We start from the raw sequence: 15,290 nt of genomic DNA on the forward strand, positions 1-15,290 counted from the left end.
ACTTGAACGAAAAATCAACACAATATAATATACCCCCCTATACTATATGAGGTGCTTATGTCCCATACGATCCGCAACAAGGAGAAGCTGCTCGCTCGCATCCGCCGCCTGAAAGGGCAGATGGAAGCGGTGGAGCGGGCGCTTGATGATGCCAAGCCCTGCGGCGAGGTGCTGCAATTGCTGGCTTCGGTGCGCGGCGCGCTTTCCGGCCTGACGGGGGAGGTGATGCAGGAGCATCTGCACGAACATGTGGTGCACGCCGAAAACGAAGACGAGCGGGCGCGGGCAGCGGAAGAACTGGCCCAGGTGCTGAAGACCTACATCCGCTAGCAGGCCCTCCAAAGTATCCGCGACTTTGGGAAAGGCCATGCGTGGAACGACTAGCTTGAAGATCGAACAGGATTAGCGACATGACGACGACATCCGAATTCCCCGCCGCGACCGGCCACGACCATGTTTTTCTCGGCCAGAACCATGAGCGCAATGAAAAGCGCGTGTGGATGGTGATTGCGCTGACCACCGTGATGATGGTGGCCGAGATTGTCGCCGGCCACTGGTTCGGCTCCATGGCACTGACAGCGGACGGATGGCACATGTCCACCCATGCGGGCGCGATGCTGATTTCGGCGCTCGCCTATCTTTATGCCCGGCGCGAGGCGCGCAACCCGCGCTTCACTTTCGGCACCGGCAAGTTCGGCGATCTCGCGGGTTTTGCCAGTGCCGTCGTGCTGGCGGTGGTGGCGCTGCTGATTGCCGTTGAAAGTGCCATGCGTCTCGTCAATCCGGTTGAAATCGACTTCAACCAGGCGATCCTCGTCGCCGTCATCGGTCTTGCCGTCAATCTCGTCAGCGCTGTGCTTTTGAAGGATGACCATCATCATGATCACGGGCATGGGCACGGCTCGCATGCCCATCACGGCCATGGCAGCCACGCGCATCATGGAGACCATGGCGCGGCAAAGGGTGGCAGGGACAATAATCTGCGCGCCGCCTATCTGCATGTGCTGGCGGATGCGCTGACCTCGGTTCTCGCCATCGTCGCGCTGCTGCTCGGCAAATGGAACGGCTGGTCCTTTCTCGATCCGCTGATGGGCATTGTCGGCGGTCTGGTCATCGCCCGCTGGTCATGGGGTCTGGTTCGCTCGACGGCAATAACCCTGGTCGATGCCGTGCCGCAGACGGAATATCTGCCGCAGGAAATTCGTGAAAGCGTCGAGACGGAAGAAGATCGCATCACCGACCTGCATGTCTGGCAGGTGGGGCCGGGGCACCATGCCGCCATCGTGGCGATCCAGTCGCGGGCACCGAAGGCGCCCGATTTCTACAAGCGGAAACTTGCGGCCATACATGAACTGTCGCATGTGACGGTGGAGGTCAGCCCGGCAAGGGCCTGAGAAGAATCGCCTATTCGTATTCGGAATAGGCGCTGCGCACCCACTCGGCCTGTGCTTCCGCCTTGTCCTCGGCGGAAGCCACTGCGGGCGTATCCTGATAGGCCGGCGCGCGGCCATTGCCCACGGCCCACAACACGTTGGCCAGCGAATGTGAAAGAATGGTGCTGGAAACGGTGGGGTTGCCGGGGCCGCGTTTGACGGCCTGCTCCTCCGGCGTGCTCTGCGCGCTGCCGGTTTTTTCGATCTCGCGGATACGTCCCTGATAATTGTATCCGCCGATATTGCTTTCGATCTGCATGTCGGTGATTCCGCGTTCAAAAGTTAACGAAGGGTTAACGGCGGCGACTTGTCTGAAACTTGCGCTTGTTGCGTTGCAGCGACTGTCCCGGCTTGACAGGCGGTGAAGTGGTGCTTCGTTTTTGCGGGAAAGAGGCGAGTAAGGGGAAGTGATCCTGCGTGATCGCGCAACGAAGACGAATAAGGCCACATCATGCCGACATTGTTTCAGGCCTCGCCCCACCCTGCGCGTCATCCTCGCCCTTGAGGCGAGGATCTATTTTCAAGCCCCATGGCGTCCAGCCGTGGATCCTCGCCTCAAGGACGAGGATGACGTGGCGGGTGGGGGAAGGGATGATGGATGAGCAGTGCTGGGTAAGGGGTGAACCCCGGAACTTATCGGACTACGCCGTTTCCTTCTCCACCGGCAAAACCGCTTCCCGCACCTTCGCAGGTTCTTCCACCATCTCGGGCTTCTGCGGCGCGGGTGTCACCACCTCAACCGTTGCCTCCGCCTCCTGCGGGGCGGGTGTCACCATGGCCGCCACCAGCGTATCGAGGCCGATCGAGCCGACAGCTTTGCCGTCCTCATCCACCACATGCGCCTGTGTCTCGTTGGCTTCCGACATATCCCGGGCAATGGTCTCCAGCGTCGCGTTCTCTGGCACCGGCATGCCTTCCGGCTTGCTGTCCAGCGGCTCCATGACCGTGGTGGCCTGAAGCACGCGGCCGCGATTGACGTCGCGCACGAAGTCGGTGACGTAGCCATCGGCAGGGGAGAGAATGATGCTCTGGCCGTCGCCCTGCTGCACCACTTCGCCGTCCTTCAGAATGGCGATGTGGTCGCCGAGCCGCAAAGCCTCGTCCAGATCATGGGTGATGAAGACAACAGTCTTCTTCAGCTCCTGCTGCAGATCGAGCAGCATGGTCTGCATGTCGACGCGGATCAGCGGATCAAGCGCCGAATAGGCTTCATCCATCAGGAGGATATCGGCGTCATTGGCAAGCGCCCGGGCAAGGCCCACCCGCTGCTGCATGCCGCCTGAGAGCTGGTTTGGATAATAATCCTCGTAACCGGCGAGACCGACACGCTCCAGCCAGTAGCGGCCCTTTTCTTCGCTTTCCTTGCGTGGCACGCCCTGGATGTCGAGGCCGTAGACGCTGTTTTCCAGCACGGTGCGATGCGGCAACAGCCCGAATTTCTGGAACACCATTGCCGTCTTGTGACGGCGGAACTTCCTGAGCGCCGAGGTGCTCATGCCGCAGATATCCTCGCCGTCATACAGAACCTCGCCGGCGGTCGGGTCGATCAGCCGGTTGATGTGGCGGATGAGCGTCGACTTGCCGGAGCCGGAAAGGCCCATGACGACGGTGATCTTGCCGCCCGGCATGGTGATGTTGATGTTGTTGAGGCCAAGCACGTGGTTGTGTTTGTCGTTCAGCTCCACCTTGTCCATGCCCGACCGCACCGCTTCGAGATATTTCTCGGGATGCTTGCCGAAGATCTTGTAGAGGTTGCGGATTTCGATGCTTTTAGCCATGGGAGACCTCGCGGTATTTCTGCAGGCGCTTGCCAAAAGCCTGGCTCGCCCGGTCGAACATGATGGCGATGGCGACCAGAGCGAAACCGTTCAGGAAGCCCACCGTGAAGAACTGGTTGTTGATGGCCTGCAGCACGTTCTTGCCGAGCCCGCCGACACCGACCATGGAGGCGACGACGACCATGGCGAGCGCCATCATGATGGTCTGGTTGATGCCGGTCATGATGGTGGGCAGCGCCAGCGGCAGCTGCACGTTGAACAGCTTCTGGCCATTGGAGGAGCCGAAGGCATCGGCCGCTTCCAGCACTTCGCGGTCCACCAGGCGAATGCCGAGGCTGGTCAGGCGAATGACGGGCGGAATGGCATAGATCACCACTGCGATCAGGCCCGGAACCTTGCCGATGCCGAAAATCACCACCACGGGGATGAGATAAACGAAGCTGGGCAGGGTCTGCATCACGTCGAGCACGGGATTGATGAGGCGTTGCAGGCGTTCGGAACGGCCCATCAGGATGCCGAGCGGCAGGCCGATGACGATGGCGATCAGGGTGGCGATGGCGACGATGGACAGTGTCGTCATGGCGTCTCGCCAGAGGCCGACCGCGCCGATCATCAGCAGGGAAATGGCGGTGCCGCCGGTGATCTTGAAGCTGCGCCCGGCCAGATGCACGATGGCGAGAATGACCAGCATCGTGATGATCCACGGCGTCTGGATGAACAGCCGCTCCGAGGAATTGAGGAAGAGCTGCAGCGGATGCACGACGACATCGATCGCATCGCCGTAATTGCGCACGATATCGCGAAAACCATCGTCGATGGTCTTGCGTGCCACACGCATCGTGGAGTTATCGATTGCCGGGAACTTGCAGAGCAGGTCCGGCAGGTAATTGCAGAGGGCCATTATTGTTGTTTTCCCTTTGGGTTAGGGGATGGTGCGGCGGGCGACGGAGGCTGGGATACCCCCCTCTGTCCTGCCGGACATCTCCCCCACAAGGAGGGAGATCGACCTGCGGCAAAGTCTCGCCCATCACACACGTTGCGGATTTGGCAGAAGGGTGCATCCTGCCGATCTCCCTCCTTGTGGGGGAGATGCCCGGCAGGGCAGAGGGGGGTAAGCCACGGTTACAAACCGTAACTTTCCCGCTCTAGTTACCCAATCACATCGAAGCCTTGATCTTCTCCGCCACCTCGGCCGGAACCCACTTCGTCCAGATGTCCTCATGGTTCTCGAGGAAATATTCCGCGCCATCCTCGTTGGTGCCCTGGTTCTCATCCATCCAGGCAAGGATTTCGGCGACCATCTTGTTGTCCCAGTTGCGGGCCTTGAGATAATCCATCGTCACCCCGGCCTTGCCTTCGAAATCCTTGGTGATGACGGTAAAGACATCGGCCACCGGATAGGCGTTGACCTTGGGATCGGCGCAATCGACCTTGGCCGTGCACTCGTCGAAATGGGCGCGGTCGAGTTCGACGCCGTCATCCAGCTTCACCATCTCGTATTTGCCGAGAATGGCGGTGGGCGACCAGTAATAGCCGAGCCAGCCCTGCTTCTTTTCGAATGCATTGGCGATCGAACCGTCGAGGCCGGCGGCGGAGCCGGTATCGACCAGCGTGAAGCCCTTTTTGTCGCCTTCGCGTGCCTTGTAGAGATTGGTGGTGGTCACCTGGCAGTTCCAGCCGGAGGGGCAATTGTGCACGGCGCCCTTGCTGGCGTCCTCCGGGGCGGGGAAGAGCTCGGGATGTTTCAGCGCATCCTCGACGGTCTTGATATCGGGATGTTCATCGGCGATGAATTTCGGGATCCACCAGCCTTCGATACCGCCTTCGGAAAGAATTTTCGATGCTTCGATCATGCGGCCGTCCTTGACGGCGGCGTCAAGCGGCTCGCGTACGGCATTCACCCACAATTCGGGCGCCATGTCCGGCTGGCCCTTTTCGTTCATGGAGGCGAAGGTAGGCATGGTATCGCCGCTGACGACATTGACCGTGCAGTCATAGCCGTTTTCCATGATGAACTTGTCGACGTAAGCCGCGACACCGGCGGATGCCCAGTTCATTTCGGCGATGGAGATGCTGCCGCACTCTTCGGCGGCATTGGCGGAATTTGCTGCACCGGCAGCGATGATAAAGCCCGTTACGAGAATGGTCGAGGCGAGGAGTTTCTTCATGTGTAAGACCCCCAAGTCTGATGCAGTGTTTTCAATTGGCAAAGCGGGAGCACTGCAAAGCCCGGATTGCCAAGGGCGAACTGACATGGCGCATGGAAAAGCCGAAAAAACCGGCATCAAGAATATCCGCAAGACGTGCTGCAGGATTGCCGCGAGAAACGCGGCGGAAAGGCGCATGAATATGTCAACGACCGGCATAATACGGCCAAAAAGTGATATTGCAACGCAAAATGGCGCATCGCAGCCATGCGTTCGATTTTCGGAACATTTTTTCAGGTGGCGTAATACATGAAATGTATTTGAGATTTACTCAAGTATATTATGATTTTTAGTAATACGAAATAAAAATCCACGCAAACGCAAAGCGAAGTTAAAGGAAAAGCAAGAGATGCGTTTTTGTGGAAAAAATATTCAGAAAGAGGTTTTTTTGAAGGTATTTTCGTACTGTTTTGGCTCGGGCGGCGGCTCCGTCGCCGCCCGTTTCGCAATCAAGGTCTCACACGGCGTCCTTGCCGGCCACCTTCAGCGCGAAGGCATATTCGAAGGCGATTTCTTCCAGCCGCTGGAAACGGCCGGACTTGCCGCCATGGCCGGCCGCCATGTTGGTCTTGAGCAGGATCGGCGCTTCCCCCGTCGTCTTTTCGCGCAGCTTCGCCACCCATTTCGTCGGTTCCCAATAGGTCACCCGCGGATCGGTGAGGCCGGAAAGCGCCAGCAGCGGCGGATAGGGTTTTTCGCTAACATTGTCATAGGGACTATAGGCGGCGATCCAGCCATATTCCTCTGCCGATTCCAGCGGATTGCCCCATTCGGGCCATTCCGGCGGGGTCAGCGGCAGGGTGTCGTCAAGCATGGTGGTCAGCACATCCACGAAGGGAACAGCGGCGATGATGCCGGCGAATTTTTCCGGCGCCATATTGGCGACAGCCCCCATCAGCATGCCGCCGGCTGAGCCGCCTTCGGCGATGATGCCCTCATAGGAGGTGAAACCTTCCTGAACCAGATGATCGGCAGCGGCGATGAAGTCCTTGAAGGTGTTCTGCTTGTCTTCCATCTTGCCGGTTTCGTACCATTCGAAACCCTTGTCCTTGCCGCCGCGAATATGGGCGATGGCATAGATGAAACCACGGTCGGCGAGCGACAGTGTGGTGGTGGAGAAGGAGGCGGGAATGGTGATGCCGTAAGCGCCGTATCCATAGAGCAGGCAGGGGGCGGAACCGTCAAGCGCCACATCCTTGCGATAGAGCAGGGATACCGGCACCAGCTCGCCATCATGGGCAGGAGCCATGATGCGGCGCGTGATGTAATCATCCGGATTGTGGCCGGAGGGCACTTCCTGCGTCTTCAGCAGCGTGCGCTCGCGCGTCACCATGTCGTAATCGAACAGCTGGCTCGGCGTCGTCATCGAGGAATAGGAGAAGCGGATGACGTCGGTGTCATATTCCGCCGCGCCATGCAGGCCAAGCGAATAGGCTTCCTCGGCAAAGGCGATCGAATGTTCCTCGCCCGTGCGACGATCGCGGATGACGATGCGCGGCAGGCCGTCGCGGCGCTCAAGCCAGATCAGGTGGCGGGCATAAGCATCGACGGAAAGAATGAGACGGCCCGGCTCATGCGGGACGATCTCTTTCCAGTTCTCTTTGCCGGGCGCCGTGACCGGCGCGTCCACGATGCGGAAATCCTTGGCATCGCCGTCATTGGTGAGGATGAAGAAGACATCGCCGCCTTCGCACATCGAATATTCGATGCCTTCCTCGCGCTCCGCTACCACGGCAGGTTCGGCGGTCAGGTCGCTGGTGGAGAGAAGGCGATATTCGCTGGTCTCATGGTCGTGAATGTCGATGAAGATGAAATCGTCGAGAACCGACGCACCGACGCCCATGAAGAAACCGGGATCCTTTTCCTCATAGACCAGACGGTCCGCCGATTGCGGCTCGCCGATAATATGGTGGAAGACCTTGGAGGGACGGTGGTTCTCGTCCTGCAGCGTATAAAAGAAGCTCTTGCCATCAGGCGCCCAGGCCCCGCCGCCGCCGGTGTTTTCCACGACATCGGCAAGATCTTCGCCGGTTTCGAGGTTGCGAATGCGCAGCGTGAAATATTCCGAGCCCTTGTCGTCGTAACCCCAAATGCCGTGGCTGTGATCGGAGGACTGGTCGAGGCCGGCAAGCCGGAAATAATCCTTGCCCTCGGCTTCCTTGTCACCATCAAGCAGCACATGTTTTTCGCCGCCGCCGCGCGGGGTGCGGAAATAATGCGGCTGCTCGCCGCCGGTCACGAACAATGTCCCGTAAGCATAAGGCCCGTCATTGACGGGCACGGAGGAATCATCCTGCTTGATGCGGCCCTTCATTTCCGTAAACAGCTTTTCCTGAAGCGCCTTGGTGTCACCCATCGCCGCTTCCATATAGGCGTTTTCCGCCTCCAGATGGGCGCGGATGGCCGGGTCGAGCAGGGTGGGGTCCTTGAACATGGCCTGCCAGTTATCGGCCCGGAACCATGCGTAATCGTCGGTGCGGGTAATGCCGTGATGTGTATCCTGAACGGGCCGTTTTTCGGCGGTCGGGGCGGCGGGCAGGTTCTTGAAAATCGGCAAGGGAAACTCGCTTTCCTGTAAAAATCCATGGGCGATACCAGGGTGGCACCAAGATGTAGAGTGACCCTACCGGCCGATCAAGTTTCAAATCTCCACAGGCGTTATGCGGCTTGGGCACAATTTGGTCAGCTTTCGATCACATTTTGGCAATATCCGGCAAATCAGCGATGATGGATGCAGGCCACCCGGCCTGCCGCCCACCACAAGAACAAACGAAAAAACTGACAGGATCCCATGCGAAAGCTTCTTCCCGCTGCCCTTTCTGCCTTTTTCCTTGGCTTGCAGGCCTTTACTCCCGCTTTCGCGATCGACGCCAGCGTCATGCGGCAGCTGAATGCGCTTGCCCCGGAAGAGCGCCTGGAACAGCGTTGCGATATCGAGGCGATGGAGAGGATAGCGACGGAGCAGAAGGGCATGCGGCCGGACAAGGTCATCGCTTATACCTTCGGTGATCCGGAAGTTGGCAAGAACTCCATCAAGGCGCCGGGCGCGGTCTTTAGAAGTTCCGGCGAATGGTACAAGCTCAAATACAAGTGCCAGCTGAAGAGCGACAGCCTCAGCATCCAGTCCTTCGATTACCGCGTTGGCGACCGGATTCCCGAGGAGCAGTGGAAGAAGTTGTATCTTTATGACTAAGCAAGGATTTTTTCTGTTGCGGGCAGGGGTTTAGCCGCCGCTTTTCTTGCCGCTCCGCCACCGGCTCTGTAACCCTGCTTGCCGATCAAAGCGAGGGAGACGGGCATGGCGACACGATTCAAGGGACTTTCGGCTTTTCCGATCACGCCGGCCGATGAGGCCGGGCGGGTGGACACGCAGGCCTTCTCCGCGCTGATCGAGCGGCTGGATGTGGCGGAGGTCGATTCCGTCGGCATTCTCGGCAGCACCGGCATCTATATGTATCTCACACGGGAAGAGAGACGCCGCGCCATCGAGGCGGCAGCCGCCATCCTCAAGGGCAGGCGCATCTTGATGGCCGGCGTCGGCGCATTGCGCACCGATGAGGCGGTGGCGCTGGCCAGGGATGCGGAAGCCGCCGGCGCCGATGCGCTGCTGCTCGCACCCGTCTCCTACACGCCGCTGACGCAGGAAGAGGCCTATCACCATTTCGCCGCCGTGGCCGGCGCGACGGCCCTGCCGCTTGCCATCTATAACAACCCGACGACGACGCGCTTTACCTTCAGCGACGAGCTTCTGGTGCGGCTTGCCTATATCCCCAATATCCGCGCCATCAAGATGCCGCTGCCGGCCGATTCCGACTATGCGGGGGAGCTCGCGCGGCTGAGGCCGAAGCTGGGGCAAGATTTCGCCATTGGTTACAGCGGTGACTGGGGCTGCGCCGACGCCACGCTTGCCGGCGGCGACACCTGGTACAGTGTGGTTGCCGGCCTGCTGCCGGTTCCAGCCCTGCAATTGATGCGGGCGGCTCAGGCCAAGAATGCGGAAGAGGCAAAGAGGATCGATGCGGCCTTCCAGCCGCTCTGGGCGCTGTTCAAGGAATTCGGCAGCATCCGCGTGGTTTACGCCGCCGCCAACATCCTGCAACTGACGGCGTGCGAACCGCCCCGGCCAATCCTGCCGCTCACCAGCGCGGAACGCCAGCGGGTGGAAGAGGCGCTGGACGCCCTGTCCGCGCTGGAAACCGCGCCATAATTCGGGCGCTTTGCGGGCGGATTGCCACGTCCTTACACTTCGGAAAACCAAAAATGCTGCGTCGCCTCTTCATTGCCGCCCTGTTAGTCTCTGCTTCATCCGCCGCATTTGCGGGCAATGGCCTTGTCGAGCCGACGCTGAAGATGACGCCGCAGCATGACGGCAAGGTGCGGGTGGCGATGACGCTGGATGCCTGCATGGGCAAGACCGATCACCGCATTCTCGATACGCTGGTGAAGGAGCGCATTCCGGCAACGATCTTCGTCACCGCCCGCTGGCTGAAACACAATGGCGAAGCGCTTGCCGTGCTCATGGCGCATCCGGATCTGTTCGAGATCGAAAACCACGGCGAAAACCATGTGCCGGCAGTGGACAAGCCGGTTTCCATCTACGGCATCGCCGCCGCTGGTTCGGAAGCGGCGGTCGAGCAGGAAGTGGAGGGCGGCCGCCAAGCCATCGTCGCCGCCACCGGCCTGCAGCCGCAATGGTTCCGTGGTGCGACGGCCAAATATACCAATTCGTCGATGTCCACCATCAACCGGCTCGGCATGCGGGTGGCCGGTTATTCCGTCAATGGCGATGGCGGCTCGCTGCTCGGTGCGGCGATGACGGCAAAACACATCGCCTCGGCAAAAGATGGCGACGTCATCATCTCCCACATCAACCAGCCCACCCATGAGGCGGGCGAAGGCGTGGTGAAAGGCCTTCTGGCACTGAAAGCCCGCGGCGTCATCTTCGCCCGGCTGGACGACCCGTCCTTTGCACCGCCGGGGAACTGACCCGCAAGGTTGCCGCCCATTTCTTCTCCCCGCCGGGGAGAAGATGCCCGAAGGGCAGATGAGGGGGCCAGCTCTCCGCATATCTCTGCCGTAGCCCCCTCATCCGGCGCTGCGCGCCACCTTCTCCCCGGCGGGGAGAAGAAATGGGCGGCCCCCGCTCACTCCGCTGGCGATGTTTCTCCCGAAGAAGCAGGAAACATCATCTACATCCACGCCCGTTTTTCGGCGGCGCAGACCGGAAAATTGCGCTAGCATCCTTCCATGATGCTGTTCAAACGCCCCGACACCGAAACCCTGTATTCCGCCCTTGTGAACAAGGACCCCGCCTATGAAGGCGTGGCCTATGTCTGCGTGACCTCGACCAAGATCTTCTGTCGCTTCACCTGCACGGCGCGAAAGCCGAAGATCGAAAATTGCCGGTTCCGTGAGACCATCGCCGAATGCCTGGAGGCGGGTTTCCGCCCCTGCAAGCGCTGCAAGCCGATGTTGTCCTATGGTACCGCCGACGAGACCGTCACTTCGCTTCTGACGGCGCTGGAAAGCGAACCGGCGCGGCGCTGGTGCGAGGAGGATGTGGTGGCGCTGGGACACGATCCTTCCACCGTGCGCCGCACCTTCAAGCGTCGTTTCGGCATGAGTTTTCTAGAAATCGCCCGGCTGCGCCGGCTGGGAGACGCGGCGACGAGCCTTGCCTCCGGCGAGGCGGTGATCGGCGCGCAGATCGATGCGGGTTACGAATCCGGCAGTGGCTTTCGCTCGGCGATCAACCAGTTCTTCGGCACCTCGCCCGTCGCCATGAAGGGTAAGGGGTTTTTAAAGGGTGACTGGATCGATACGCCGATCGGCCCGATGCTGGTCGTTGCCGACGATCATGCCCTGCATCTGCTCGAATTCGCCGACCGGCCGGCGCTTGCCGCCGAACTGAAGCGGCTGAAGACCCGCACCGGCGCGGATATGGTGCTGGGCCGCACTGCGGTGACCGGCCAGATCGAAGCGGAGCTCAAGGCCTATTTCGCCGGCAGTTCGGCTGCCTTCGAAACCCGCCTTGCCGGCCACGGCACGCCCTTCGAGCGCGATGTCTGGCGCAACCTGCGGGAAATCCCGGTGGGGGAGATCGTCAGCTATTCCTCACTCGCAACCAGCATGGACAGGCCATCCGCCGTGCGTGCGGTGGCCCGCGCCAATGGCGCCAACCAGATCGCCATCGTCGTTCCCTGCCACCGGGTGCTGGGGGCGGATGGCAGTCTGACCGGTTATGGCGGAGGGCTGTGGCGGAAGAAATGGCTGATCGAGCACGAGCGCCGCATGGCGGGCGTGCTGGCGGAGACGCAGGCGCAGGGAATGCCGCTCGCTTCATGAGCGGCGTGGCTTTGTTGGGTTTTGAGAGGGTGTCCGTTGACGGCGGGCGCTTGTGGTTTACCCCCCTCTGCCCTGCCGGGCATCTCCCCCACAAGGGGGGAGATCGACTCGTGGTTAGGTCTCGCCCATCTCAATGTTTGCGAATGAAGCGATGATCGCGCCTCTTGCCGATCTCCCCCCTTGAGGGGGAGATGCCCGGCAGGGCAGAGGGGGGTGAAGCCCCACAAGCGCCCTCCGTCAAAGGACACCCTCCTGACAGCTCAAACCCGGGGCGCTTCGCACTTCCCGCCGGAAAACCGCCGGTCAATCCGGCAGTTTCGGCACTACCCGGCGCGAGGGAAACAGCTCGCGCGTCACCGTCATGGCAATCAGCGAAAGCGGCAGGGCCAGCATGGCGCCGGCCGCACCCCACATCCACGTCCAGAAGATGATCATCACGAAGACGAGGAACGGGTTGATTTCCATGTTGCGGCCCACGACAGCGGGAAAGGCGAGGTTTTCCATCAACAGGTGAATGGTGAAGAAGATCGCCGCCGGCATGAGTGCGAGAATCATGTTGTCATGGGTGATGATGCCGGCCACCGTCAGCGATATCGTCATGGCGGTGATGCCGAGAAACGGCACGAAGCTGGAGAGGAAGGCGAACAGCCCCCACAGAAGCGGCATGGCGAGCCCGCCGAAATAGGCGATGATCACCATCGTCACGCCAAGCCCGGCATAGATCAGCGCTGCCGTGGCGAAATAGGTGCCGAGCACTTCTTCCACCGAGCCGATGATGCGGATCGTCCTGAGGCGCTGGTGGCGGGCGGGAAAGGCCATGATGATCGCCTTGCGCAGCCTTAGCCGGCTATAGAGAAACATCAGCAGCGCGGCGAGGAAGATCAGCCCCTGAATGACGGCGGGGGTGATGTTGGCGCCGAGCACGGAAATGATCTCGCCGCTGCGTGAAATCAGCGACTCCATCGACATGGATCCCATGCTGAAACTGGCTGCCGAGATATTCAGCCATCTTAGACTTTGCAGATAGGGCAGGAAACGGTCGATGCTGCGCTCCACCAGCGCCGGCCCTTCCGACGCGAGCAGGGAAAGCGGCTCGCTCAGTGAATTGACCACGAAGAACATCACCGCCGCCACCAGCGTGGAGAGGATGAGCGCGACGCCGAAGCCGGGAATGCCGTAAGAGCCGAGTTTTTCGGCGGCGATGCCGAGGATCATGCCGACCACGATGGCCATCACCACCGGGATGAGGATGAGCGACAATTCGTGAATGACCGCCATCAGCATGATGAGGAAAATGCCGATCACCGACCAGGCGACAACGACATCAAGCGCTTCGCGGCCGAGCGGCTGCTGGCTGCGCGCATCGTCGCGGCGTGAAGCGAAGGCAGGGGTTTCCAGCGGATCCGCCCTTGTCACCGGCGCGGCGCCGCCGCCGGCCACGTGATGGCCCAAAGTGCCGGTCTTGTCCGGTCTGGCATTTTCATTCATCGAACTGTCCCCCAATAAGGGCACAAACGTTCGAAAAATATGGCGGTTCCGGGGCAGCGCAAATTTTTGGCCGCCCCTTTTTACGTTTATGCGGAAAGCTTTAGTCCGATGCCCCATGGGTCTTTCAGAACGATGCCATCACTTTGCCGCTCGGTCGCGATTTCCAGCCGGTCGAGCGCGGCGACAGCCCTGTCGAGTGCTTCAGGCTCGTTGAATTTCAGCGAGTAACCGGCAAGCCCCGTCATATTGTCCTTGCGCGCCGCAGCACCCCGGCTGTTCCAGATATTGGCGGCCACATGGTGATGATAGGCCCCGGAGCCGAAGAAGCTTGCGCCCGGATACCGCGCCATGATGTTCAGCCCCAGCACGTCACGATAAAATTCATCCGCCTGCGGAATATTGCCGACCTGCAGATGAATATGGCCGATGGCCGTTCCCTCCGCAGCACCTGCGAAAGCGGTTTTCGGCGCGCTGTCGTAAAGCGCCTGAAGATTGAGGGCGAGTGTGGCCATTTCCACCGTACCATCGGGCTGGTAGGTCCATTCCGATGGCTGCCGGTCGCGATAGACCTCGATGCCGTTGCCTTCCGGGTCGGCAAGGTAGATCGCCTCGCTGACCAGATGGTCGGACGCGCCCTGAAGCTGCACGTTGTTATGGGCGGCATGCGCCAGCCATTGCGCCAGATCATCGCGGCTCGGCATCAGGAAGGCGGTGTGGAACAGGCCGGCGGCATTGCGCGGCGCGCGTTCCGCCGTATTGGAGGTGGAAAGCGTCAAGAGCGGCTGGCCATTCACGCCGAGAACCTCGCCGCTCTGGTTCTTTTCAAGGACCGAAAGGCCGATGATCTTCTGGTAGAAATCCGAAATCCGCGGCAGATCGTGGACGACGAGATGAGCCTGGCCGACATAGGCCGGTCGCGTCAGGGCGAATTGTTTGATTTCACTCATCATAATCTCCATATTGAATATGACGCGCCGGAAAGCGGATCGGCGGTCACCGGCATTGGCCGACGCCGCTTTGCGGCGTTTGTCTGTGGTAAATATGGGCGGATTTCGTCGTTCAGCAAAGATCGCCGTCTGGCGATTGACCGTCCACTATTCGTTGACAATGCCCTGTCGCGAGACCCGCACAGCCTTGACTTCGATCAAGGCGGATCAGGCGATAGCAGGCAAATATGAGCTTGAACACGACACGCGAAACGGCGGAATAAGCCAAAGGAGACAGCCATGTACAAGAAGATCATCGTACCGGTAGACCTCAGCGCCACCGACAAGGGGGAAAAGATCCTCGCAAAAGCCAAGGCGCTGCTGGACCCCGATGGCGAGATCGTCCTCATCAACGTGGTTGAGGAACTGCCCGGTTACATGGCGATCGACCTGCCGGTCGACCTTATTGAAAATGCCATCAAGGACGCCAAGGCGAAACTTGCGGAGCTGAAGGCAAAGAGCGGATTTAACGGCAGCCAGGAAATCAGAAGCGGCGCGCCGGCGCGTGAAATCATCGCCGCCGCCGAGGACCACAAGGCCGACCTCATCATCATCGCGTCGCATACGCCGGATTTCAGCAATTATTTCATCGGCGCCACCGCCGACCGCGTGGTGCGCCACGCCAAATGCTCGGTGCTGATCGACCGGTAAAAAGCGGCCATCAAAAGGGTTGCGGGCGAATGGCCGCCCGCACCGGCTGGAGGAAAACACCATGAATGTCGAGAGTTACGAGAAAATCCTGCGCGACCGACAGCGTGAGCTTTACCGCCGCCTGCACCGGATCGAGGCCGATTTCGAACAGCCGCGCAATCCCGATGACGAGGAACGCGCCACGGAGCGCAACAATGACGAAGTGCTGGACGAGATGGGGCAGGTGGGGCAGGACGAGCTGCGCGCCATCGACGCAGCCCTTGACCGCATCACCAGGGGCACCTTCGGCACCTGCGTGAAATGCGGCAAGACGATCTCGGAGGAGCGGCTGAAGGCGGTACCCTATACGCCGTTCTGTCAGGAATGTGCTGCGGCTTTGTGATACGCAACTGAAAAGGGCTG

Annotated in this window: 16 protein-coding genes; 9 read left to right on the forward strand and 7 right to left on the reverse strand. The window is 60.4% G+C overall.

Annotation, left to right across the window (positions count from 1 at the left end; all coding sequences use genetic code 11):
* Positions 1-57: 57 nt before the first annotated feature.
* Both dmeR and dmeF read left to right on the forward strand, forming a co-directional pair.
* Complete coding sequence (dmeR, locus tag PL640_RS03970; protein ID WP_003509296.1) at positions 58-330, forward strand: Ni(II)/Co(II)-sensing transcriptional repressor DmeR; 273 nt, start codon at positions 58-60, stop codon at positions 328-330.
* An 80-nt stretch (positions 331-410) separates the two neighbouring features.
* Positions 411-1,394 carry a CDF family Co(II)/Ni(II) efflux transporter DmeF gene (gene dmeF / locus PL640_RS03975; protein WP_271360864.1) on the forward strand — a complete coding sequence of 328 codons (984 nt, stop codon included), beginning with the start codon at positions 411-413 and terminating at the stop codon, positions 1,392-1,394.
* Positions 1,395-1,404: 10 nt separating this feature from the next.
* Here dmeF and PL640_RS03980 read toward each other — a convergent pair whose 3' ends face one another.
* The 5 genes from PL640_RS03980 to PL640_RS04000 all read right to left on the reverse strand — a co-directional run bounded on the left by PL640_RS03980 (position 1,405) and on the right by PL640_RS04000 (position 7,975).
* Positions 1,405-1,692: a hypothetical protein gene (locus PL640_RS03980; RefSeq protein WP_271360865.1), complete on the reverse strand. Its 288-nt coding sequence runs from the start codon at positions 1,690-1,692 to the stop codon at positions 1,405-1,407.
* A 382-nt stretch (positions 1,693-2,074) separates the two neighbouring features.
* On the reverse strand, positions 2,075-3,211 hold the full coding sequence (locus tag PL640_RS03985) for a quaternary amine ABC transporter ATP-binding protein (RefSeq protein WP_271360866.1): 1,137 nt from the start codon (positions 3,209-3,211) through the stop codon (positions 2,075-2,077).
* Positions 3,204-4,112: an ABC transporter permease gene (locus PL640_RS03990; RefSeq protein WP_065115145.1), complete on the reverse strand. Its 909-nt coding sequence runs from the start codon at positions 4,110-4,112 to the stop codon at positions 3,204-3,206. Before PL640_RS03990 ends, PL640_RS03985 begins: the two co-directional genes overlap by 8 nt.
* A 256-nt stretch (positions 4,113-4,368) precedes the next feature.
* Positions 4,369-5,379 (reverse strand): ABC transporter substrate-binding protein, encoded by a 1,011-nt coding sequence (locus tag PL640_RS03995; RefSeq protein ID WP_271360867.1) that lies wholly within the window; start codon positions 5,377-5,379, stop codon positions 4,369-4,371.
* A gap of 496 nt (positions 5,380-5,875) precedes the next feature.
* Complete coding sequence (locus PL640_RS04000; protein ID WP_271360868.1) at positions 5,876-7,975, reverse strand: S9 family peptidase; 2,100 nt, start codon at positions 7,973-7,975, stop codon at positions 5,876-5,878.
* 234 nt (positions 7,976-8,209) lie between these two features.
* Between PL640_RS04000 and PL640_RS04005 the strand changes: the two genes are divergently transcribed.
* From PL640_RS04005 to PL640_RS04020, 4 genes are all read left to right on the forward strand, one after another.
* Positions 8,210-8,611, forward strand: coding sequence for a DUF930 domain-containing protein (locus PL640_RS04005; protein ID WP_003494410.1), 402 nt, complete (start codon positions 8,210-8,212; stop codon positions 8,609-8,611).
* A gap of 105 nt (positions 8,612-8,716) precedes the next feature.
* Positions 8,717-9,625 (forward strand): dihydrodipicolinate synthase family protein, encoded by a 909-nt coding sequence (locus tag PL640_RS04010; protein ID WP_271360869.1) that lies wholly within the window; start codon positions 8,717-8,719, stop codon positions 9,623-9,625.
* A gap of 53 nt (positions 9,626-9,678) precedes the next feature.
* Entirely contained in the window at positions 9,679-10,404 is a 726-nt protein-coding gene (locus PL640_RS04015; RefSeq protein WP_271360871.1) for a polysaccharide deacetylase family protein, read from the forward strand.
* A gap of 261 nt (positions 10,405-10,665) precedes the next feature.
* Complete coding sequence (locus PL640_RS04020) at positions 10,666-11,763, forward strand: bifunctional transcriptional activator/DNA repair enzyme AdaA (protein ID WP_271360872.1); 1,098 nt, start codon at positions 10,666-10,668, stop codon at positions 11,761-11,763.
* 303 nt (positions 11,764-12,066) lie between these two features.
* On the opposite strand, the gene PL640_RS04025 is transcribed toward PL640_RS04020, so the two are convergent.
* Together PL640_RS04025 and PL640_RS04030 are read right to left on the reverse strand one after the other, a co-directional pair.
* Positions 12,067-13,251 carry an AI-2E family transporter gene (locus tag PL640_RS04025; protein ID WP_271360873.1) on the reverse strand — a complete coding sequence of 395 codons (1,185 nt, stop codon included), beginning with the start codon at positions 13,249-13,251 and terminating at the stop codon, positions 12,067-12,069.
* Positions 13,252-13,337: 86 nt separating this feature from the next.
* Positions 13,338-14,198, reverse strand: coding sequence for a VOC family protein (locus tag PL640_RS04030; protein WP_271360874.1), 861 nt, complete (start codon positions 14,196-14,198; stop codon positions 13,338-13,340).
* Between PL640_RS04030 and PL640_RS04035 the strand changes: the two genes are divergently transcribed.
* The 3 genes from PL640_RS04035 to PL640_RS04045 all read left to right on the forward strand — a co-directional run bounded on the left by PL640_RS04035 (position 14,181) and on the right by PL640_RS04045 (position 15,270).
* Positions 14,181-14,429, forward strand: coding sequence for a hypothetical protein (locus tag PL640_RS04035; RefSeq protein WP_271360875.1), 249 nt, complete (start codon positions 14,181-14,183; stop codon positions 14,427-14,429). The genes PL640_RS04030 and PL640_RS04035 overlap by 18 nt on opposite strands.
* Positions 14,430-14,477: 48 nt before the next feature.
* Positions 14,478-14,888, forward strand: coding sequence for a universal stress protein (locus PL640_RS04040; protein ID WP_142839351.1), 411 nt, complete (start codon positions 14,478-14,480; stop codon positions 14,886-14,888).
* A 61-nt stretch (positions 14,889-14,949) separates the two neighbouring features.
* Entirely contained in the window at positions 14,950-15,270 is a 321-nt protein-coding gene (locus PL640_RS04045) for a TraR/DksA family transcriptional regulator (RefSeq protein ID WP_271360876.1), read from the forward strand.
* The last annotated feature ends 20 nt before the right edge of the window (positions 15,271-15,290 follow it).

Origin of the sequence: Agrobacterium sp. ST15.16.024, from assembly GCF_027956545.1 — a bacterium.
Taxonomy (GTDB): Bacteria; Pseudomonadota; Alphaproteobacteria; order Rhizobiales; family Rhizobiaceae; genus Agrobacterium; species Agrobacterium cucumeris.

What these genes read in the sequence shown, in the direction of transcription:
- dmeR (WP_003509296.1), top strand. Translation starts at nt 58, where the DNA reads ATGTCCCATACGATCCGCAACAAGGAGAAGCTGCTCGCTCGCATCCGC.
- dmeF (WP_271360864.1), top strand. Translation starts at nt 411, where the DNA reads ATGACGACGACATCCGAATTCCCCGCCGCGACCGGCCACGACCATGTT.
- PL640_RS03980 (WP_271360865.1), bottom strand. Translation starts at nt 1,692, where the DNA reads ATGCAGATCGAAAGCAATATCGGCGGATACAATTATCAGGGACGTATC.
- PL640_RS03985 (WP_271360866.1), bottom strand. Translation starts at nt 3,211, where the DNA reads ATGGCTAAAAGCATCGAAATCCGCAACCTCTACAAGATCTTCGGCAAG.
- PL640_RS03990 (WP_065115145.1), bottom strand. Translation starts at nt 4,112, where the DNA reads ATGGCCCTCTGCAATTACCTGCCGGACCTGCTCTGCAAGTTCCCGGCA.
- PL640_RS03995 (WP_271360867.1), bottom strand. Translation starts at nt 5,379, where the DNA reads ATGAAGAAACTCCTCGCCTCGACCATTCTCGTAACGGGCTTTATCATC.
- PL640_RS04005 (WP_003494410.1), top strand. Translation starts at nt 8,210, where the DNA reads ATGCGAAAGCTTCTTCCCGCTGCCCTTTCTGCCTTTTTCCTTGGCTTG.
- PL640_RS04010 (WP_271360869.1), top strand. Translation starts at nt 8,717, where the DNA reads ATGGCGACACGATTCAAGGGACTTTCGGCTTTTCCGATCACGCCGGCC.
- PL640_RS04015 (WP_271360871.1), top strand. Translation starts at nt 9,679, where the DNA reads ATGCTGCGTCGCCTCTTCATTGCCGCCCTGTTAGTCTCTGCTTCATCC.
- PL640_RS04020 (WP_271360872.1), top strand. Translation starts at nt 10,666, where the DNA reads ATGATGCTGTTCAAACGCCCCGACACCGAAACCCTGTATTCCGCCCTT.
- PL640_RS04025 (WP_271360873.1), bottom strand. Translation starts at nt 13,251, where the DNA reads ATGAATGAAAATGCCAGACCGGACAAGACCGGCACTTTGGGCCATCAC.
- PL640_RS04030 (WP_271360874.1), bottom strand. Translation starts at nt 14,198, where the DNA reads ATGAGTGAAATCAAACAATTCGCCCTGACGCGACCGGCCTATGTCGGC.
- PL640_RS04040 (WP_142839351.1), top strand. Translation starts at nt 14,478, where the DNA reads ATGTACAAGAAGATCATCGTACCGGTAGACCTCAGCGCCACCGACAAG.
- PL640_RS04045 (WP_271360876.1), top strand. Translation starts at nt 14,950, where the DNA reads ATGAATGTCGAGAGTTACGAGAAAATCCTGCGCGACCGACAGCGTGAG.